The following is a 19,979-nucleotide window of genomic DNA, read 5'->3' on the forward strand; positions in this document are numbered from 1 at the left end:
CCATCCATGAATTTAATACGTTTCGCACTCCGAAAACCCATCTCCATACTGGTTTTAGTTGCCGGGCTGTTCTTTTTCGGTATTGGCGCCATCAACCAGGTTAAGGTTGATATTCTGCCACAAATGAACCTGCCGGTAATTTACATTGCACACCCTTTTGGCGGTTACACTCCCGACCAAATGGAGGCTTATTTTGGCAAGCAATATGTAAACATCCTGCTTTTTGCCAATGGTATTAAAAGTATCGAAACTAAAAATACGCAGGGTTTAATGCTCATGAAACTTACCTACTACGAAGGTACCAACATGGCACAGGCCGCAGCCGAGCTGAGCGCCCTCTCTACACGGGCCCAGGCCATTTTCCCGCCAGGCTCGCAACCGCCTTTCGTTATCCGTTTCGATGCCTCTTCACTTCCCGTTGGTCAACTGGTGCTGAGCAGTCCTAAACGTACCAATAACGAACTTCAGGATTTGGCCAATACTTATGTGCGACCCACTTTCTCGTCTATTCCGGGTTTACTTTCTCCTGCCCCTTTTGGTGGTAGCCCGCGTACCATAGAGATTAATGTTAACCCTTCTTTACTGCGTTCGCACAACTTAACGGTCGATCAGGTAGTTGAAGCCATCCGCCTCAATAACCAAACTGCCCCTTCAGGAAACGTGCGCATTGGCGATAAAAACTACCTTACCCCTACCAATTATACCATCAAAAAGGTTAAAGATTTCGAAAACATTCCCCTGTTTAAAGGCAGTATACAAAATCTTCAGCTCCGCGATGTGGCTACGGTTAAAGATGGAGCCGATTTAGTTGCCGGTTATGCCTTAATTAATGGCAAGCGTTCGGTGTACTTAAGTATCGCAAAATCAGGCGATGCCTCTACCTGGGATGTGGTTAAAAACTTAAAGAAAAACTTACCCAATATCCAGAACGCACTGCCCGAAGATGTCAAACTCTCATACGAGTTCGACCAGTCCGTTTATGTAATCAATGCCGTAAAAAGCTTGATCAGTGAGGGGGCTATCGGTGCAATTTTAACCGGTTTAATGGTATTGCTGTTTTTGGGCGATAAACGTGCCGCGTTGATTGTAATCCTAACCATTCCAACTTCTATCATTGCCGGGGTATTGTTCCTTAAATTATTCGGGCAAACCATCAACATCATGACCTTGAGCGGATTAGCTTTAGCGATTGGTATTTTGGTGGATGAATCGACCGTTACGATAGAAAATATACACCAGCATTTTGATATGGGCAAACCCAAGGCATTGGCCATTTGGGATGCCTGTAAAGAAATTGCTTTCCCTAAATTATTGATCCTCTTTTGTATCCTCGCCGTATTTGCACCAGCCTTTACCATGTCGGGCATTCCAGGAGCCTTATTCCTACCGCTTGCACTGGCCATTGGCTTTTCGATGATTGTTTCTTTCCTGCTTTCGCAAACATTTGTACCCATTATGGCCAACTGGCTGATGATTGCACACCCGAAAAAAGGTGCCGAACACCATCCGGGCATTACACAGGATGAAGCCGATTTTAAAGCTACCGGTATTACCCTCGAATCGGAAAAAGATACCCTGAACCAAAAAAGGGTGCTGGTAGAGCGCGAAGATTTCAGTGGTGATGGCAAAATTGGTGTCTTCGACCGTTTCAGAAACCGCTTTATGCGTTTTATCGACCGGATTTTACCTTACCGCAAACCTGTGGTATTGGGCTACCTGGTGGTAATTATTGGTTTGGCAGCACTCTTACTGGCAAACATTGGCCGCGATGTTTTACCTAGGGTTAACTCCAGCCAGTTTCAATTGCGTTTGCGTGCACCTGATGGAACCCGTTTAGAGCGCACCGAAGAAAAAGCCAATGTGGTTTTGGCCGAGCTTAAAAAAATGGTTGGTGCCGAACATGTAAGCATCTCTTCTGTTTTTGTGGGTCAGCACCCTGCACAGTTCTCCGTAAACCCCATTTATCAGTTCATGGCTGGTCCGCACGAAGCTGTATTTCAGGTGAGCTTAAAAGATTACGAAGCCGACATGGACGATTTCAAAGATCAGTTCAGGACAAAAATCAAACAACTCCTGCCTGATGTTAAATTATCGTTCGAACCGATAGAACTCACAGACAAGGTATTGAGTCAAGGTTCTCCTACCCCAGTAGAAGTACGTATTTCGGGCAAAAACAAGAAACTGAATGCTAAATATGCCAATAAAATTATAGCCGAGCTGAAAGAAATCCCTTACATGCGGGATGTTCAGATTGCGCAACCGATTAAATATCCATCGTTGAATATCGAAATCGACAGAACGCGTGCAGCGCAAATTGGCATTGATATGGCCGATATTTCAAGATCGCTGATTGCCTCTACTTCATCATCGCGTTATACGGATAAAAACATCTGGCTGGATGAAAAAGCATCATTACCTTATAACGTGCAAGTGCAGGTACCACTGAACCAGATGGCTAGTAAGGATGATATTGGCGAAATACCTTTATTAAAAAATTCGGCCAGACCTGTGCTGAGCGATGTAGCTAAAATTACACCCGATACTACTGCAGGCGAAAACGACAATATTGGCGCCATGCCTTTCCTTTCGGTAACAGCAAACCTTTACCATACCGATTTGGGAACCGCCGCTAAAGATGTAGATAAAGCCATTAAAAATGTTGGCGAATTGCCACGGGGCTTAAACATTGCTACCTTTGGTATGAGCATTGTATTAACCGATACTTTAAACAGCTTACAATCGGGACTATTTGTAGCCATTGTGGTGATATTCTTGATGCTGGCAGCCAATTTCCAATCGTTTAAGGTGCCGTTGGTTATTTTAGCAACAGTGCCTGCGGTTATTTTGGGGGCTTTACTGCTCTTAACCATTACGGGTTCCACTTTAAACCTGCAATCGTACATGGGTATCATCATGTCGGTTGGGGTATCAATTGCCAACGCGGTATTACTGATCACTAATGCAGAGCAATTGAGGAAACACAATGGAAATGCGCTTGAATCGGCACGTGAAGCAGCGGCTTTACGTTTGCGCCCGATTATTATGACGAGTATTGCCATGATTGCGGGTATGCTACCCATGGCCATTGGGCATGGCGAAGGAGGCGGCGCGGTTTCTCCACTAGGCAGGGCGGTAATTGGTGGTTTACTGGCTTCGACATTTGCCGTGCTCCTGATTTTACCACTGGTTTTTGCCTGGGTGCAAGGCAAACAAACAACCGATTCGATGTCCCTCGATCCGGAAGATAAAGACAGCATCCACTACATTAAAGGTTTAGAAGAAAACGAATAAAATCATCACAAATGAATATGAAGATATTTTCAACAGGGTTATTAAGTGCAGGCTTTTTAGTACTGACGGCAATTTATGGTTGCGGTCATGCCGAATCGAAAGGAGAACCCAAAAAAGAACAGGCACCTGCAATTGCCACTTTCGATCTTAAAAAAGAAAAATTATCGACCAAATTAAGCTTGCCCGGCGAATTAATTGCCTTACAACAGGTAGATTTATATGCCAAAGTAAGCAGTTTCGTACGTACGCTAAAAGTGGATATCGGTTCGGAAGTAAGCAAAGGCCAGCTGTTAATGACCCTCGAAGCACCGGAGTTGAGTTCGCAACTTTCGGCCAGTCAAGCGCGCATTAAAGCACAGGAAGCTATTTATACTGCCAGTAAAGCCAATTATAACCGTTTGTACGAAACCAGCAAAACTCCTGGTACTATTTCTACCAACGACCTCGATCAGGCCATGGCGAAAAAGAATGCCGACCTGGCCCAGCTCGAGGCAGCAAAAGCGGCTTATAAAGAAATAGGCTCTGTGCAAGATTATCTGACCATCCGTGCACCATTCAGTGGCATTATCTCTGCACGTAATGTAAATTTAGGCGCTTATGTAGGTCCATCAGGTAAAGGGTCTGATTTACCGTTGTTTACTTTGCAGGATCAGAAAAACCTACGTTTGGCGGTATCCATTCCAGAAATCTACACAGGTTACCTGAAAGCAGGCGATGAAATCAGTTTTACCGTTAAATCCTTACCCAGTCAGGTATTTAAAGCAAAGGTTAAACGTTTATCAGGTGCTTTAGATTTACGCTTACGTGCCGAACGCATTGAAATGGATGTGACCAATAGCAATAAAATATTGTTGCCTGGTATGGTTGCCGAAGTCAATATTCCGCTGCCTGCAAATGCCAGTACCTTCATCATCAACAAAAAGGCTTTGTTAGATACCAGCGAAGGTTTATTTGTGCTAAAAGTGCAAGACAATAAGGCAGTGAAGGTTGAAGTGAAAAAAGGCCGTGAAGCAGATGACCGTGTAGAGATATTTGGCGATTTAACAGAAGGTGACAAATTAGTTGCAGAACCTACTGAAGAAATGCACGAAGGAATGGCGATTAAACCATAACTTTACGTAATAAGCAATAAGCGATGTTAACCAAAAATCAGGAGCTTTCTACCATCCAGAAAAACGAAACCCTGGAGGATTTTTACAATAAGTTAAAAATTAACCGCCCGGAAATCCCTACGCCAAGTTTAGGGATGATTAATGATTTGGGGCATTTTAACGTTTTTAACCGGGCTACGGTTTGTACCAACGTACCATCGGTTTTTAGCCGTCGCGATTTTTATAAAATTTCATTGATTGTTGGCAACGGGATATTGCATTATCCTGATGCCGAGATCGAAATTAAAGGTCGTGCTTTATTGTTTACCAATCCAAATATTCCATACTCCTGGGAAAGTACTTCGCCAAAGCCTGCAGGCTACTTTTGCCTGTTTACCGAAAATTTTATCCATAACCGCAACGAAACCCTGCGCGATTCGTTGCTCTGGCGCATTAACGATTGTCCGGTGATTCACATCAGCGAAGAACAGGAACTCATCCTGACCGATATCTTCTCTAAAATGATGAAGGAAATGGATGGCGATTACATCCACAAGTATGATTTATTGAGAAACTATGTACAACTTATTGTGCATGAGGCTTTAAAAGTTAAACCACAGGGCGACTTGTTGAAGCAAAATAATGCCTCGGTACGCTTAACGGCCCTTTTCATCGAATTACTGGAAAGGCAATTCCCTATTGGCTCTACCGAACAAATACTCGAATTGAAAACCGCACATGATTTTGCCTGCAGGCTATTGGTGCATGTTAATCATTTAAACCATGCCGTAAAAGAAGTGACAGGTAAAACCACTTCCGAACATATTTCGAGAAGGGTTACTACAGAAGCAGTTGCCTTGTTGAAACATACCGAATGGAATATAGCGCAAATTGCCTATTGCCTCGGTTTTGAATATCCTGCCAATTTCAACATCTTTTTTAAACGCCAGATGCAGTGTACGCCTAAACGATTCAGAGCTAGTTAAAACATAGTGTTGTCAGATATTTCTATCTGACAAATTGCGTTTTCACAAACCATCAATCGCAATGGTGAGGACACCGATCGACAGAAAAATAGCTTATTTATACCTATCCGTAGAGTTCCGAAGGGCTCTGCGGATGCAGAATGGGCAAGAGTCTCTGACTCGTTCCATTATTGAGTTCAAAAACTCAACTCCATGCACCAATCCGTAGAGACGCTACGCTTAACTCTACGGACAGGAATGACAAATTGCGTTTTCACAAACCATCAATCGCAATGGTGAGGACACCGACCGATAGAAAAATAGCTTATACCTATCAGTAGAGTTCTGAAGGGCTCTACGGATGTAAAATGGGCAAGAGTCTCTGACTCGTTCCATTATTGAGTTCAAAAACTCAACTCTATGCATCAATCCGTAGAGACGCTACGCTTAACTCTACGGACAGGAATGACAATGACATTACATCAACTCCGCCGTACCTATCCGTAGAGTTCCGAAGGGCTCTACGGATGTAAGTGGGTAAGAGTCTCTGACTCGTTCCATTATTGAGTTCAAAAACTCAACTCTATGCACCAATCCGTAGAGACGCTACGCTTAACTCTACGGACAGGAATGACATTACTTCAATTCCACCGTATGATCATACCTATCCGTAGAGTTCTGAAGGGCTCTACGGATGTAAATGGGTAAGAGTCTCTGACTCGTTCCATTATTGAGTTCAAAAACTCAACTCTACGCACCAATCCGAGAGCAGCTACGCTTAACTCTACGAACAGGAATGCACAGGAATGCACAATTTCAACTCCGCCGTACCTATCCGTAGAGTTCCGAAGGGCTCTACGGATGCAGAATGGATAAGAGTCTCTGACTCGTTCCATTATTGAGTTCAAAAACCCAACTCTATGCACCAATCCGTAGAGACGCTACGCTTAACTCTACGGACAGGAATGCCATTACTTCAACTCCACCGTATGATCACTTTTATCAGCATCAAGTATATACCGATAAGGATCAATGGCCACCGTTTCTGGCTTGTGATCAACAACGAGCGTTAACCGGGTTTGATTTTGTTTAATGTGATATTTCTTCACATTAAAAGGTTTGGTTTCGGCGGTCCAATCTTGTGCGGGCTGATTGAAACATCCTATTTCAACTTCAAAATCGGGCGATTGTTTCGGGCCATCGCTTAACCGTTCGGCATTAACCAGCAGATCTAACTGGTATTTTCCGTTTTTAAGTAAAGTGCATTGCTGTAGTTTCAAACCAAGATCATAAGTAACTACCTGGTTGAAACAATCATCAATAAACTTTCTTTGTTCAGGTGAAGCTGCTTTAAGCAAGGCATTAACCAGATCGCTTGCCGAAGCCTTTGGTTTTAGGTAAGCATGGTCGGCAATCAGCTGTTTCAATACCGCATTGAATTTCTGTTCGCCCATTAATTCTTTAACTGCATACATGTTTATGCCTCCTTTCTGGTAATTAACATAAGGCTGATCAAGCGTTTTAACCAGAGGTAATTCTTTTTCAGTATTGTTACGGTTTAAGAAATAGAGGCGGTTATCGTAATCCAGATATTGCTGCAGGTACATTTTACCAAAAGTTTTTGCTATCACCACATTTTCAGTGTATTTGGCCAATGATTCGGTCAGCATGGCATAGCCAGGGCCATCAAATGGTGCCAGCATATTCGCCCACCATTGGTGTGCGGCTTCGTGTGTTGCTATGGCATAACTGTGGTTTATAGTTCCTTGCTGACTAAAATTACCCAGAAAATTAATGTTCTCGGCGCTGAAAATAATACCAGGATATGCCGTTGCAGCACCCTTATATTGTGGAATTTCTGCCAGTGTGAGTTGTTTTAGCGGATAAGTTGCAAAATTCTCATTTCCGTAATCCAATGCATCTTTAATACCTTTAAACATAGCTGTTAAATTATACTCCTGCCCTTGCTGGTAGTAAATACTTAAGTCAACACCTTTGAATTGCTCCCGTTTCACATTATATCTGGCCGAACTTAAAGCAAACATAAAATTAACGGGTTTAGCCGTTTTGTAACTGAAATAGCGCCGGTTATTAGCCAGCCAGCTTTTTTGCAATTCACCAGCTGTAAGTACCTGCTGGTCGGGCGCGGTAGAAATAGTGGTTTCAAAGTCAATTAGTTCGTATTTTCGGCTAAATGTTGGTTCAACACGTTCTGCGGCTAAACCATGTTGCTTCCTTGCACGTTTGTCATCGGTTTCAAAACGAGAGCTGTAGCCCAACTGTGGAACAAATTTCTCCAATTCGATGTAAGTACCATTTTCCACAATTGAATTTTCTTTGTCAAAGGGGGTAAAACCATTCCTGATGACAGTAATGACAAAGCTCATCATAGTACTATCGCCTGGTAGCAAAGGATTGTTTAGTGTAATAAACTGTTGTTTAAACGTTTGGTCTACCTCAGCTTTCTTCGTTCCTGCGATATTGGCAGAAAAAGAATTTACAGCGGGATTCAGGCTGATCCAAATTTTGGATATCGGTTGCTGGGTTTCGTTCTTCAGCTTGTAATCACCTTTAACGGTATATTTCCCTTCATCCGGAAATAAATCGACCACAGTTTTAACCGATTTAATAACAGGTTGTAGCACATTGGCCAAAGGCTTATAGCGTTTTTCGTAGTTCAGCTGCCAGTTTAACCAGGCATTTTTATTTTTATAACCACCTACAATGTTGGATTGATAATAGATATAGGCACCACACGCAATCCAAACCAAAAAAGCGGGAATCAATATCCACCGGTAATGCTTTAATGCCGAAGCTAACTTTCTCCACTTATTAACGGCGGTAATTTCAATGCTGTTTTGCCAAAGCCCAATCGTTAATACGATAAGCATAGTTACAAATCCCAACCAATACAACATGTACCAGTTAAAAGCACCAGCATAATAGCCAAAACCGTTAAAATAAGAATGCAAAAGATCAGGTACCGTTGCAAAACGGAAAAGATAATGTTCCAAACCAAAACGATCGGCATAAAGTAACACAAAAACCACTACCATGCTCAACATCATGCCTACATATTTATTACTGCTTAAATTTTGAATAAACAGAATAAGCACCACAAAAAGCAATAGCGGAAAAGCGCTATAATAGTACAGTGAAAAATAAATGGGCAGTTCGAGGTTAAAATAACCGTGACTAAGCTGTAAAACTATCCCAATCCCAATATTTAAAGAAACGAGGATAAATACCAGTGCAAAGAGGCTCATCGCTTTAGCCCCCCACATTACCGAACTACGTACTGGAGTGCTATAAATGAGCGACTGCATATTAACAGATTTTTCCCTTGCTATGGTTTCTGCGGCATAGAATATAATCAAAATCAATGCAAATTTGATCGACCTGATCTCTTCTACGATTATGCCGGTTGCGGGATAACTGTGGATACCATAAACCCCGCTAAATAACTGATCCTTTAATTCTACTCCAAAAAGGAATACCCAAAGTAAGAGCATCACCATAATGGGGATATTTTTAAACAGGTGAACCATTTCTAGCCGAAGCTGCGCCCTCAAAGTGGCCAATTGATAAGTTAAACCTTTTGGTATAACCTGTAAATGTTTAAATGGAATAAGAGATACTTTTTCAAGCGTGCCATTTTTTTGTTTTGCCTGCCTTTGCTGCTGTATCCTGAAATTAAAGATGCGGTAAGTTAAACCCAGGAGTATGCCAGAAATAGCCATCCACATTACCCTGTTTACCAGAAATAATCCATTTACCGGAAAAAGTTGCTGGTTACGCTGTAAGCTTGTCCACGTTCTGGTTTCACCAAAAAAAGAAGCCAGTCCAAAAGGGTCTAAAAGGATAGGCAAAGCATCGGGAGTAGTGCCTTTAATGGTAGAAGTAGCCAGTAAAGGCGAGTTTCCGAAAATGGAAGCCAGCATATACAAAATGTAAATCAATACCCCTGCCACGTAAATTGCCCTAACGTTTTTGCTTAGCAAACTGGTGCAGTACAATGCTCCTGCCGAGAAAATCACATTGGGTAAAGCAAATACCAAAAGTGCGTGCAAAAAATACGAAAGCTTAAAAGCCCCCAGCTGGTCGGCATCAACAAAGAAAGTACCGATAAAAATACCTGCAGCAACCAGTAGCAGCAAAGCAAAAACAGCAATAAGCAAGCCCAAAAGTCTCACCAAAAAATAAGTGCGTTTAGTAATGGAAGTGGTAAAAATAACCGCTTCCATTTTGTACATGGCATCTCTCAATACCACATTGGCGCTAAAAAGCGTAGCCGAAAATATGGAAAACAGTGAAAGCAAAGCCATGATATTCGTAATTACGTAAGGTGAGTTTTTATGTACCTCGTCCGTACCAAAACCGCCCTTGGCTACGCAAACCATGCCCAAAACTAAAAACAGCAAAGCGCCTATTTTAAAAGCCATCTGACTAAAATGGTACTTCAACTCAAATTTCAGTAGTGCTCCAATCATACCAATACCTCCCTTTTGCCATTTGTACCAAACAAGGCCGCAAAATAAACTTCCTCAAGTGCCGGGTAAACTGCTTCAAAACCTACTGCAGGGAGCTGATCAGCTAAAACAAAAATATTTAACTGCCCGGCTATAATCCTGGTCGAAATCACATCGAACTGAGTTGAGTACTGATCCAGATCGCCCTTTGTAATAATCTTTCGCCAGATTTTGCCAGCCAGGTTTTCGGTCAGATTTGCTGGTTTACCCTGCAAAATCAATTTTCCATTGGCCATTACAGCCATTTCAGGGCAAAGATCATTCACATCTTCCACAATATGGGTCGAAAGGATTACTACGCGCTCTGTTCCAATTTCACTAAGCAAATCGTGAAAACGGTTTCGCTCCTGAGGATCTAAGCCCGCAGTTGGCTCATCAACAATAATCAATTGCGGATTGCCCAATAGTGCTTGCGCAATGCCAAAACGCTGCCGCATACCACCCGAAAAAGTGCCAACCGATCTTTTTCTAACCTCAAATAAATTGGTTTGCTGCAATAAGGCCAAAACCTGTTCTTTGCAATCGTTGGTATTGGGCAGGCCTTTTAAAACAGCAAGATGCGTTAATAAATCTACAGCCGAAATTTTGGGGTAAACGCCAAAATCCTGCGGCAAATAGCCTAGCTTGTTACGCATTTCTTGCGGGTTTTGCAGTACATCGTTACCGTCGAAATGAATGTAACCACTATCTGGCAGCTGCAAGGTAGCCAGCGTACGCATCAGTGATGATTTACCTGCACCATTTGGCCCCAATAAACCAAACATGCCGTTAGGAATATTTAAACTTACCTCATCAAGTGCCTTTACGCCATTTGGGTAAGTTTTTTTAAGTTGCTGTATTTTAAGTCGTGCCATGTTATTTGATATCGAATGGCCGCAAATTAGGCTCAGGAAAATTGTTTTCCATATTTAAGTGATGAAGGCAATGAAAGTGATGATGAAAGTAAAATAACCTGACCTTGAGATATAATTTGAGGTCTCCCGCGCCTTTCGTCATCAAAAACAAGCCTTTCGTCATTAATATTTTAGTGCTTAGGGCGCCTTTTCTAATTTTAACAGGCTTTTACCTATCTTACCCTATGCCCAACACCAAAAACTATCAATACCAGGACTTTTTCATCTTTACGGGGCTTTTGCTTTGGGTAGCGATATGCAACTGTTATAATCAAAGTGCAAATGTCTGGCTTACTTATGTCACCTGCATTTTAACCTTAGTTTTTTGCCTTTTACCGGTATTGCTTTTTGCGTTTTTTAAACCCGTTTGGAAAGAAACATTGCCCAACAAAAAGTATGTACTTTACTGGTGCTGTTCCTTTTTAATACTGCTACCCATTTTTACCCTGGTGGCCACTCAGTTTCAAACCGAACCCCTCGATTTGTCGGATAAGCTTACTACTGCAATGGCTGCATTAGCCCTCGAGCTTCTGCTCATCCTTAACCAGTACTATCAAAAAAAGGTGCAGCACATTAAGTGGATCAAAAAAATTGGTTTGGAGAATGCTGTACTCATTACAATCATCTTAATTGCGGCAACCATTTCAGTAATGGCCGTATCGAGTTTAGACAACCCGATTTACCAAAGAAATGGCTTTCGTTTGGTTGGTTTCGAGTTTAATATCAAGATGCTGTTCCACAATTTTGGAACATTTCTGGTCTTCTTTTTTCAATTCCTCATCATGTACCTGTGCGGCTACGTACTTTTCCTGATCAACAGTAGATTACTGGTTTCGAAAATACTTAAAGAAAAAGGGCTGTTGATCTACTTGTTAAGCGTTTCGGCTACTGTTGCACTGCTTTATCCTTTACTCGCACAACTCCTTATCTCTTTACCTATTAATACTGTTTTTGGCAGAAGTATATTCGAAGCCAATCCTTTCGAGCTCGAAAATGCCTTTGGTGCCTTTGCCATTATGCTTTTTAGTTTACCCGTGGTTTTGGCCTTACAATGGGGCAAACAGAACAACATTATCCTTTCTTTAGAAAAAGAAAAATCGCAAAATGAGCTCGATTTATTGAAACAACAGCTCAATCCGCATTTCTTCTTTAATACATTGAATAACCTGTATGCACTTAGCCTGCAAAAATCAGATAAAACCCCCGAAAGCATTTTACAGTTATCGGAGCTGATGCGCTATACCATTTACAAGGGGAAAGAAAAAACCGTTAAACTGGCACAGGAGCTCGATTATATCCGCGATTACATCCAGTTACAACAAATCAGGCTGCGTAAAACACTTCATTTCGAATTTGAAAAGCAGGTTAGTAACGATCAGGTTGAAATTGCGCCGCTTTTACTGATTGTGTTTATCGAAAATGCCTTTAAACATGGTATTGAACCAGCCGATGGTGCCGCCAGCCTTAAACTCTCCTTATTCAGTACTGAAAGTGAATTAACTTTCCAGTCTGAAAACTCATTTGATCCAGACGAAATAAGTCCCGATAGCGGCATTGGGATTGATAACCTGCGAAAAAGACTCGAGTTGCTTTACCCTAATCAACATACTTTGGATATTAGCACGATTGGCAATATCTTTAAGGCAACCCTAAAAATCCGATTCGCATGAGCTTACGTTGCCTGATTGTAGATGATGAACCCCTTGCGCACGAAGTGATTCTGACCTATGCCAAAGACATTCCCTTTATTGAAATTGTAGCACATTGTTACCGGGCTACTGAAGCACTGGATTTTTTAAGCAAACAGGAAGTTGATTTGATTTTTCTCGACATCAGGATGCCTAAATTAAACGGCCTTGATTTTTTACGTGCACTGCAACACAAACCTCAGGTAATCATTACCTCAGCTTACGAAGAATACGCCCTGGCTAGTTTCGATCTTGCCGTTTGTGATTACCTGCTAAAGCCTTTCAAATTAGAGCGTTTCTTAATGGCCGTTAACCGGGCATTAACCTTTCAGCAATTAAAAAAGCAATCAGGCTCACCAATTGAAACAATCGACACAGCACAACAGCAAAATGCCCAAATTTCAATCAAAGTAGATAAAAAGCATGTTTTACTGCAGCTTGATGAAATACATTTTTTAGAAAGCCTGGGAAATTATGTAAAAGTCTGGAAAAAGAATGGCTTTCTGCTCACCCCACGCACCTTGGGTAGTTTTGAAGATGAGTTGCCTACCCAAATGTTCGCACGCATCCATAAATCGTTTATTGTTAACAAGAAAGAGGTCGATTATTTTGAAGGCAATTCTATTATACTCAAAAGCCAGCAGCAGGTACCGATAGGTAAAAATTATAAACCCTTGATCAGGCAATTGCTCCAGCTCTGAAATGTTTATATTTGAGTTCATCAAACCGATCTCATGCATAACTTTTTCCCTGCCCAATACTCCACATTATCAGCCGCTGCTTTAAAAGATTATTTAATTGAGGCCTATCAGCTGGATGAGGCATCAACCTGTCGGCTGCTGATCAGAAATGTAAGCGACACCTATATCCTGGAAAATGAAAGCCAGAAATACATTTTTAAGATTTACCGCGATGCTCACCGGAAAAGAGATGAAATTGAGGCTGAAGTTGAACTACTCAACATACTGAAAGCCAACGGCAACCGGGTTTCTTATCCCATTACCGATTATGAGGGGAAACAAATCCAGCAGTTTAATGCCATTGAAGGCCTCAGAAATGGTGTTTTATTCTCTTATGCCGAAGGAATGGTTATCCACGAGCTAGAAAATGAACAACTTGTACAATTGGGTAAAGATATAGCCAAACTGCACCAAACTACTTCGGTAATCAAACTCCAAAACCCACGACCAGTATTTAACTTCGAAACTACCTTATTTGAACCTCTTCGGGTTTTGGCGCCACATTTTGAAATCATGCCCGAAGAATACGATTACCTGAGTAAAGTAGCCAATAAAGTGGTTAAAAAGTTCGAAACCTTCGATACAGATAATTTTAGCAGCGGTTACTGTCATTACGATTTCTTCCCGAAAAACTTTCATTTTGATGAAGAGGGCAACATTACTTTCTTTGATTTCGATTTTGCGGGCGAGGGTTTCCTCATTAATGACCTGATGTCGTTCCTGAACCATTATTTTTTTCACCAGATGAATCAGCTCACCACCAAAGAGCAGGCTGAAAAAGATTTTGAAGTCTTTTTAAAAGCTTATCAAACAATAAGGCCATTAAGCAAGGATGAATTAGCGGCTATCCCCTATCTGGGCATTTGTTTTCACATTTTCTTTTTAAAATTCTTTTACGATAATTACGACGATTGGTCGAACATTTTTTTAACACCAAGGTACGTCAAACAACGTGTTGCACTGATCAAAAAATGGGAATCCCTGTATTGTAACTTTTAAGCAAGGCTTGCTTAAATTCCTTCGGGCTTGTTTATCTTGTATAGTCATTCATAATCAAGCCCATGGATCAGAAAATAATCAACCTGTACGATGCGTACACCCACAGCCAGATCAACCGTAAAGATTTCATGAAAAAGCTGGCCATTCTTGCCGGCAGTACTGCTTTAGCGGCAACCATTTTACCCCTGCTAGAAAATAATTATGTGGCCGCTGCTGGTTTTACCAGTGATGATATTGAGGTCGAAAATATTACTTACCCGGGTGTAGATGGCGAAATGAAAGCCGTTTTAGCTAAACCTAAAGGTAAAAAGAAACTGGGTTGTGTATTGGTTATTCACGAAAACAGGGGCTTAAACCCACACATTATTGATGTAACCAAACGGGTGGCTGCCGAAGGTTTTATTGCTTTGGGTGTAGATGCACTTTCGCCGCTGGGCGGAACGCCGGCTGATGAAGATAAGGGTCGCGAGCTGATTGGGAAACTGGATGCTGAAAAAAACCTGCAGAACTATTTAAAAGGGCTCGATTATTTACGTCAGCGCAAAGATGGTAATGGTAAGGTGGGTTGTATGGGCTTTTGCTGGGGAGGTGGTATGGCCAACAAACTGGCTGTTAACGATCTTAAACTGCAAGCGGCTGTGGCTTATTATGGCGCGCAACCCAATGCTACCGATGTTGCCAAAATTAAAGCAAGTGTAATGCTCCATTACGGTGGCTTGGACGAACGTATTAATGCCGGTATTCCCGCTTATGAACAGGCTTTAAAAGACAATAAAATTGATTATAAACTTTACATCTACGATGGGGTAAACCACGCTTTTAATAACAATACATCGCCTACACGATATAATGAGGCTGCTGCTAAACTGGCCTGGCAACGCACAATGGAGTTGTTTAAACAGAAGTTGGGATAGTGCATTACTGATCGTCATTTCCAACACAATCCCGCAGTTCCCGTCATTTCAAGCGGCCCCGATGGCTATCGGGGGGCAACGGAGTCGAGAAATCTAACTGGCAAGTAGTAAGCGCCATTAAATCTATCTTGAAAAGATTTCTCCCCGCCAGTACGGGCAGGCGCTTCGGTCGAAATGACGATCGCCTATTTTGAGTACCACCCATTCCGTAACCGTCATTTCGAGCCAAGCGCAGCGGAGTCGAGGAATCTAACTAGCAAGTAGTAAGCGCCATTAAATTAAAGTACCAATTGATAAACCGATCCTTTTTCTCCGGCTAAAATTACGTTTTTGCCTTTTTTGGCTTTTTGCACGGCATTAAAACTTTGATCAGAAATGTGTTTCCAGTTTTGACCACCATCAGTAGAAACATCTGTTCCTGAGGTTCCGGTTGCAATTAAGGTTTTAGCATTGATATAGTTTACTGCCGACCGGAAACCCAGTACAGGTGTTGCAGGCTTTTGCCAGGTTTTGCCACCATCGTTGGTTAACAGCACATTATTCGAGTTTTCTTTATCTTTTAAATAATTACCACCAACCACTACACCTGTTTTTTCGTTAAAAAAATCAATTGAAAAAGGTCCGGTGCTGTTTTCGCCCTGTAAAATCGGGCATTTAAAAACCTGCCAGTTTTGTCCATAATCTGGAGAAAAATAAATATTGGAAACACTCCCACCTGAAGCTACCCAGGTTTTGCCGCCTGGCAGGGTTTTAATCGTTGTACCACTGGCCGCAAAACCAGCCTCGCCCTTTGCTAATGGAAATTTTAAATTCGCTGAAACATCCTGCCAGGTTTTCCCGGCATCAGTTGTTTTGAGCAAAGACATTTTATCGTTAATGGGATCGCCGAAAATGATACCTTTATTTTTATCCCAAAAGCCCAGGCCATCTAAAAATATGGCCGAATCAACATTCTTATAATTTTCGGTCCAGGTTTCGCCGCCGTCAACTGTTTTTAAAATATAGGCCGGCGATGCAATACCAACAATAATGGCCTGCCGGTCATCAAAAGCTTCGATATCTCTGAAATCGATCTTTTCGTAACCTTTGGGTTTTAACCATTTCCAGGTTGCACCACCATCTGTTGTTTTACCTACCGAGCCATTGCTTCCGCTTACCCAGATTACCTGATCAGAAACCACACTTAAACCCCTCAAACTCGTTTTGGCACTTTCGTTCAATGGTTTTATCGAATACGATTGTGCAGCACAAAAAAAAGGTGCCATTAAGAGGCACCATAAAATTTTCTTCATGTATAAATTATTTAACCCTTCTAAATGTTTCTGAGCGACCCAAGAGTGAAATGCCTACATAACCTCTAACGTTCAACACATCGGTACTTTTTAAGCTTAAGTTACAGCTGTATGTTTTTCCGCTTTTCGGATCGTATATGGTACCATCTGTCCATTTACTACCATCGTAAACAAAATCTTTTAAGATTTCGAGGTTTAACAAGGCACGTTTCTGCAGGTTTTCATCCGGGTTCTTGGCATCTAATTTCGGTTTACCGTTTAGGTTGGGTTCTTTCATCCAGGCCAGTTTGCCAAAGTATTTATCTCCTTTTTTATAAATCTCTATTTGCCCCTCTCCCGATGGATTAAGCCATTTACCTACAATTGCATCTTTGTTTTGTGCAAATGCAGAAAATGAAACCACCAAAAACAGCAGCATTAATAATGGGAACTTTCTCATATTTTTTCTAGTTAGTTTTTAAAGATAGTCATTTGACCTTACAGGCAACACTAATTAAAGCTAAAAAATACAAGAAAGTTTTACAACCCTTAAAATTTATTTAGCAACTATTGGCAGATACTTTTGACGGTAAGCATAAAACAAGAAAAGATTAAAAAGTAACATTACACCAACCATAGGCAAATCTTTAGGTCCCAGAAATGCGTGATAGAGGAAAATATTCAGCGTAACCGGAAAGATAATGATCGCTGCCAAAGGCGCTGTTCTTCCGATAAGCAAAAGTAAACCTCCAACCAATTCGGTAACTTTAAGTAATGGAAAAAGATACACTGATGCCATCAGGCCACTCATAAAGGTGGTTTGTGCCGGAGTCATTTCTGGTGCCTTGGGCATTAAATGGAGAAAATAACTTACCGAAGCGAATAAATACATGGCGGCTAAAAGCACGCGTACAACAATAACTGCAATTTTCATAGTGATTTAATTTTAGTTTCTTTATTTACAAATATTAAAAGCTATTGGGCTGATGGTTAATAGCTAATAGTCAATAGCTATAATCAATACCCTGCATATTTTAATTGGTATATAGTTAAAGGCTGAAAGTTAATAGCTGGATCCTCCTGCAGCACCATACCCCTTGTTGAATAATAAATCGGTAAAGAATGGTTAATGGCTACAGACGATCGACTATAAACCATTAACCAACTAATACACTTCGCTTTAGCGCTTATTTCTTTTCGTAATCGTAGTTTACCATCCACTGGATTCCGAACTTATCGTTTGCCATGCCGAAAAGTGCACCCCAGAAGGTTTTTTGTAATTCCATGGTTACAGTACCACCGGCTGACAGGCCATTAAAAAGCTGGTGAGCCTCTTCTTCGGTAGCTGCATCAACAGAAATCGAAATACCTGTACCAAAAGTTGCTGCAGGCATTGGATTGGTAACGTCAGTTCCCATAAGCACATTACCACCAATCGGCAATGCGATGTGCATTATTTTTTCCTGATCGCCAACAGCCATTCCTTCGCATCCAGGCGAATCTTTAAAGCGTTGCAGCACTGCAAACTCCCCTCCGAAAACAGATTTATAAAAGTTAAATGCTTCTTCGGTGTTACCATTAAAATTTAAATACGTGTTAATTGATGCCATTGTTTTGTTGTTGTTAGTTCCCTTTCGGGAAGTTTAATTATGATTTGGTTTATTAATTAAAGTGATCCAGTTGTTCACCAATTCCTCAAGCGCCGGCCTTTTTGCTGCAATGTCATCCATACCATAAAATCTGGCTTCTCGCCGGTCTTTCCAACTGCCCAGCAAGAGCGATGGGTCTTCGATCATGTTGCCGTCGTAAAAGATAAAGATGATTTGTACATAATCTTTAGCCCGTAAATTAAAAGCAGCGAAATCTTTAAGGTAATAAAAACTGGGCGAATTCCACTTTACCCTTTCCATTATCAATGGATTTGCGTTGGCAATAATGGCTCTCAATTGTGCTACTTCCTGTTTATAAGGATGCGTTAACTGGAGCATGTATTGATCCACTTCGGCTTTGCCCGAAATTACGTTCTTTTTTATTGCCATAGCCTTATCTATTGTTCAGCCTTAAGTTTAGTTAACGTAATATCCATCCAGGGTGCCCAGCATTTACCATCAAAGCGTTCCCACTGCCCTTCTATAGTATCGGTTTTAAAATTACCTTTAAACCTTTCGTTATCTCCGAATATCAGAATGATATCGTCGATAATTTTTAGCGTAGCTATCGAAATAATCCCATCATTACCAAAGGATTGAGATCTGAAAACATCATCCATATCATCGTAATGTGTAATTTCTAACGATTTGATTTCTTTTCCGTTAAACTTCACATCTACCTGATGTGTTAAAAAGAAGCCGCCATCCACCCATTCGTAACAATCGGTACCACTAATTACCTCACCATTTTTTGTTCGCCCTTCGGTTTGCCATTTACCAATATATGGATTTAACAGATCAAGCTTTTTATTTCTCATAAATTTAGTTAAAATCGGCAGTATCTAATCTACTATAAATATTTTTTAACTGCTGCGTGTGTCGCTGGGTATGGTAAATGATAAAATAAATAGCTTCTAAACGGGTTAAAAAACCATAAACCGGCAACTCAAATGCGGTACAGGTTTTAGTAAGATCGAGTTTAGTAATTACCTCCGCAACATTGTTGCGGATTTGCTTTAATTTTATCAGTAGTTCTTCCTGATTGTAATCTCTATTTTCAGGATAAATAAACTCTGGTGAATCAAATTTAATATTGAAATTCAAAAAATCGTTTTTTATACTTTCTACCATAATATCGGCAGGCTTACTGGTCTCGGTAGTTGGCCCGTTAATTACTTCAACAAAACCACCATTGGCCATAATCAGGTGATTGGCCAGCTGGCCAGCCGTCCAGCTACCCGCAAAAGGTACCTCATTAACTTGTTTTGCACTAAAATTTGAAAACAGATTTTCCAATGCAGATAAAGTTCCTTCTGCTTCTTTAAATACCTTTTCCATATTACATGTAGTTCATTCCCGGATAATTTAACAACCTTCGCCATAAAGCAATTTGTCCGATGCAATTGGCTTCGCGGTAGGTATTAAAACTAATCATTTCATAAAGCGTCATTTCCATACCCGGCATTTCCAGTTTTTCATCGAGCTTTTCATCTGTAGCCTGGGTAAGTGCATCCTGCAATAAAGGCGAAATTTTTGCCCAATCGGCTTTAAAATCGGCTAGAGATGGGTAAACAGCATCATCTACAATCCCTTTGTGATCGGCAAAAAGCTCGCCTGTGGCAGATTTCATTTCAATTCCAAACGATTTCGCCAGAAAATAACGGCCGTCTACCACACTGCCGGTTATCCACGCCAGGTGATTGGCTTTGGTATCTAATCTTTTTTGGGCATCTTTTTCATCAATCCCCTCTAAAGCCCTTAATAAAAAATCGGTTTGCATTTCGTACAGCACCATCAAGCCATACATTCTGTTGCTAATTGGTTTTGTTTTCATGTTATTGTGATTAGGTTGATTATGAACATAAAGTTAGGGCTTTATTTAAGCACCTACCCTTGCCGTAAAAGTCAATATTGAGGGGCATTTCAGACATTTTTTTATATCTTGTACC

17 protein-coding genes are annotated in these 19,979 nt (G+C 41.1%); 7 read left to right on the forward strand and 10 right to left on the reverse strand.

From position 1 onward, the window contains the following. Positions 1 to 6: 6 nt before the first annotated feature. From BLR37_RS14275 to BLR37_RS14285, 3 genes are read left to right on the forward strand one after another with little or no spacing between them, the layout of a single operon-like run. On the forward strand, positions 7 to 3,291 hold the full coding sequence (locus BLR37_RS14275; protein WP_090769673.1) for an efflux RND transporter permease subunit: 3,285 nt from the start codon (positions 7 to 9) through the stop codon (positions 3,289 to 3,291). A gap of 17 nt (positions 3,292 to 3,308) precedes the next feature. Further along, positions 3,309 to 4,403, forward strand: a complete 1,095-nt coding sequence (locus BLR37_RS14280) for an efflux RND transporter periplasmic adaptor subunit (protein WP_090769675.1) — start codon at positions 3,309 to 3,311, stop codon at positions 4,401 to 4,403. Between the two features lie 23 nt (positions 4,404 to 4,426). Then, entirely contained in the window at positions 4,427 to 5,368 is a 942-nt protein-coding gene (locus tag BLR37_RS14285; RefSeq protein ID WP_244154668.1) for a helix-turn-helix domain-containing protein, read from the forward strand. Positions 5,369 to 6,318: 950 nt separating this feature from the next. Here BLR37_RS14285 and BLR37_RS14290 read toward each other — a convergent pair. Both BLR37_RS14290 and BLR37_RS14295 read right to left on the reverse strand, forming a co-directional pair. Continuing rightward, the gene (locus BLR37_RS14290) at positions 6,319 to 9,837 is read right to left on the reverse strand and encodes an ABC transporter permease/M1 family aminopeptidase (RefSeq protein ID WP_090769676.1); all 3,519 of its coding nucleotides are present in this window, start codon (positions 9,835 to 9,837) and stop codon (positions 6,319 to 6,321) included. Continuing rightward, positions 9,834 to 10,730, reverse strand: coding sequence for an ABC transporter ATP-binding protein (locus tag BLR37_RS14295; protein WP_090769678.1), 897 nt, complete (start codon positions 10,728 to 10,730; stop codon positions 9,834 to 9,836). The genes BLR37_RS14290 and BLR37_RS14295 overlap by 4 nt, the downstream gene beginning before the upstream one ends. Before the next feature lie 224 nt (positions 10,731 to 10,954). On the opposite strand from BLR37_RS14295, the gene BLR37_RS14300 reads away from it, so the two are divergent. From BLR37_RS14300 to BLR37_RS14315, 4 genes are all read left to right on the forward strand, one after another. After that, positions 10,955 to 12,439, forward strand: a complete 1,485-nt coding sequence (locus BLR37_RS14300) for a sensor histidine kinase (RefSeq protein ID WP_090769680.1) — start codon at positions 10,955 to 10,957, stop codon at positions 12,437 to 12,439. Beyond that, the gene (locus tag BLR37_RS14305) at positions 12,436 to 13,158 is read left to right on the forward strand and encodes a LytR/AlgR family response regulator transcription factor (RefSeq protein ID WP_090769682.1); all 723 of its coding nucleotides are present in this window, start codon (positions 12,436 to 12,438) and stop codon (positions 13,156 to 13,158) included. Before BLR37_RS14300 ends, BLR37_RS14305 begins: the two co-directional genes overlap by 4 nt. A 33-nt stretch (positions 13,159 to 13,191) precedes the next feature. Then, complete coding sequence (locus BLR37_RS14310; RefSeq protein WP_090769684.1) at positions 13,192 to 14,196, forward strand: phosphotransferase enzyme family protein; 1,005 nt, start codon at positions 13,192 to 13,194, stop codon at positions 14,194 to 14,196. 62 nt (positions 14,197 to 14,258) lie between these two features. Beyond that, positions 14,259 to 15,110 (forward strand): dienelactone hydrolase family protein, encoded by an 852-nt coding sequence (locus tag BLR37_RS14315; RefSeq protein WP_090769685.1) that lies wholly within the window; start codon positions 14,259 to 14,261, stop codon positions 15,108 to 15,110. A gap of 278 nt (positions 15,111 to 15,388) precedes the next feature. On the opposite strand, the gene BLR37_RS14320 is transcribed toward BLR37_RS14315, so the two are convergent. The 8 genes from BLR37_RS14320 to BLR37_RS14355 form a co-directional block, all read right to left on the reverse strand. Beyond that, positions 15,389 to 16,402 carry a WD40/YVTN/BNR-like repeat-containing protein gene (locus BLR37_RS14320; protein WP_167356612.1) on the reverse strand — a complete coding sequence of 338 codons (1,014 nt, stop codon included), beginning with the start codon at positions 16,400 to 16,402 and terminating at the stop codon, positions 15,389 to 15,391. A gap of 7 nt (positions 16,403 to 16,409) precedes the next feature. Next, on the reverse strand, positions 16,410 to 16,841 hold the full coding sequence (locus tag BLR37_RS14325; RefSeq protein WP_090769687.1) for a DUF2147 domain-containing protein: 432 nt from the start codon (positions 16,839 to 16,841) through the stop codon (positions 16,410 to 16,412). 96 nt (positions 16,842 to 16,937) lie between these two features. Next, positions 16,938 to 17,315: a DoxX family membrane protein gene (locus tag BLR37_RS14330; protein ID WP_090769689.1), complete on the reverse strand. Its 378-nt coding sequence runs from the start codon at positions 17,313 to 17,315 to the stop codon at positions 16,938 to 16,940. A gap of 253 nt (positions 17,316 to 17,568) precedes the next feature. Further along, positions 17,569 to 17,991, reverse strand: a complete 423-nt coding sequence (locus tag BLR37_RS14335; RefSeq protein WP_090769691.1) for a VOC family protein — start codon at positions 17,989 to 17,991, stop codon at positions 17,569 to 17,571. 33 nt (positions 17,992 to 18,024) lie between these two features. Further along, entirely contained in the window at positions 18,025 to 18,420 is a 396-nt protein-coding gene (locus BLR37_RS14340) for a DUF1801 domain-containing protein (RefSeq protein WP_090769693.1), read from the reverse strand. An 8-nt stretch (positions 18,421 to 18,428) separates the two neighbouring features. Further along, positions 18,429 to 18,848, reverse strand: a complete 420-nt coding sequence (locus tag BLR37_RS14345; protein WP_090769695.1) for a hypothetical protein — start codon at positions 18,846 to 18,848, stop codon at positions 18,429 to 18,431. Positions 18,849 to 18,852: 4 nt separating this feature from the next. Continuing rightward, positions 18,853 to 19,368 (reverse strand): DinB family protein, encoded by a 516-nt coding sequence (locus BLR37_RS14350; RefSeq protein WP_090769697.1) that lies wholly within the window; start codon positions 19,366 to 19,368, stop codon positions 18,853 to 18,855. Between the two features lies 1 nt (position 19,369). Beyond that, the gene (locus BLR37_RS14355; RefSeq protein ID WP_090769699.1) at positions 19,370 to 19,864 is read right to left on the reverse strand and encodes a DinB family protein; all 495 of its coding nucleotides are present in this window, start codon (positions 19,862 to 19,864) and stop codon (positions 19,370 to 19,372) included. Between the last annotated feature and the right edge of the window lie 115 nt (positions 19,865 to 19,979).

Source organism: Pedobacter soli (assembly GCF_900101435.1).
GTDB lineage: Bacteria > Bacteroidota > Bacteroidia > Sphingobacteriales > Sphingobacteriaceae > Pedobacter > Pedobacter soli.

Excerpts from the sequence above, each read along its gene's own strand:
- BLR37_RS14275 (WP_090769673.1), top strand. The coding sequence starts at position 7 with ATGAATTTAATACGTTTCGCACTCCGAAAACCCATCTCCATACTGGTT.
- BLR37_RS14280 (WP_090769675.1), top strand. The coding sequence starts at position 3,309 with ATGAAGATATTTTCAACAGGGTTATTAAGTGCAGGCTTTTTAGTACTG.
- BLR37_RS14285 (WP_244154668.1), top strand. The coding sequence starts at position 4,427 with ATGTTAACCAAAAATCAGGAGCTTTCTACCATCCAGAAAAACGAAACC.
- BLR37_RS14290 (WP_090769676.1), bottom strand. The coding sequence starts at position 9,837 with ATGATTGGAGCACTACTGAAATTTGAGTTGAAGTACCATTTTAGTCAG.
- BLR37_RS14295 (WP_090769678.1), bottom strand. The coding sequence starts at position 10,730 with ATGGCACGACTTAAAATACAGCAACTTAAAAAAACTTACCCAAATGGC.
- BLR37_RS14300 (WP_090769680.1), top strand. The coding sequence starts at position 10,955 with ATGCCCAACACCAAAAACTATCAATACCAGGACTTTTTCATCTTTACG.
- BLR37_RS14305 (WP_090769682.1), top strand. The coding sequence starts at position 12,436 with ATGAGCTTACGTTGCCTGATTGTAGATGATGAACCCCTTGCGCACGAA.
- BLR37_RS14310 (WP_090769684.1), top strand. The coding sequence starts at position 13,192 with ATGCATAACTTTTTCCCTGCCCAATACTCCACATTATCAGCCGCTGCT.
- BLR37_RS14315 (WP_090769685.1), top strand. The coding sequence starts at position 14,259 with ATGGATCAGAAAATAATCAACCTGTACGATGCGTACACCCACAGCCAG.
- BLR37_RS14320 (WP_167356612.1), bottom strand. The coding sequence starts at position 16,402 with ATGAAGAAAATTTTATGGTGCCTCTTAATGGCACCTTTTTTTTGTGCT.
- BLR37_RS14325 (WP_090769687.1), bottom strand. The coding sequence starts at position 16,841 with ATGAGAAAGTTCCCATTATTAATGCTGCTGTTTTTGGTGGTTTCATTT.
- BLR37_RS14330 (WP_090769689.1), bottom strand. The coding sequence starts at position 17,315 with ATGAAAATTGCAGTTATTGTTGTACGCGTGCTTTTAGCCGCCATGTAT.
- BLR37_RS14335 (WP_090769691.1), bottom strand. The coding sequence starts at position 17,991 with ATGGCATCAATTAACACGTATTTAAATTTTAATGGTAACACCGAAGAA.
- BLR37_RS14340 (WP_090769693.1), bottom strand. The coding sequence starts at position 18,420 with ATGGCAATAAAAAAGAACGTAATTTCGGGCAAAGCCGAAGTGGATCAA.
- BLR37_RS14345 (WP_090769695.1), bottom strand. The coding sequence starts at position 18,848 with ATGAGAAATAAAAAGCTTGATCTGTTAAATCCATATATTGGTAAATGG.
- BLR37_RS14350 (WP_090769697.1), bottom strand. The coding sequence starts at position 19,368 with ATGGAAAAGGTATTTAAAGAAGCAGAAGGAACTTTATCTGCATTGGAA.
- BLR37_RS14355 (WP_090769699.1), bottom strand. The coding sequence starts at position 19,864 with ATGAAAACAAAACCAATTAGCAACAGAATGTATGGCTTGATGGTGCTG.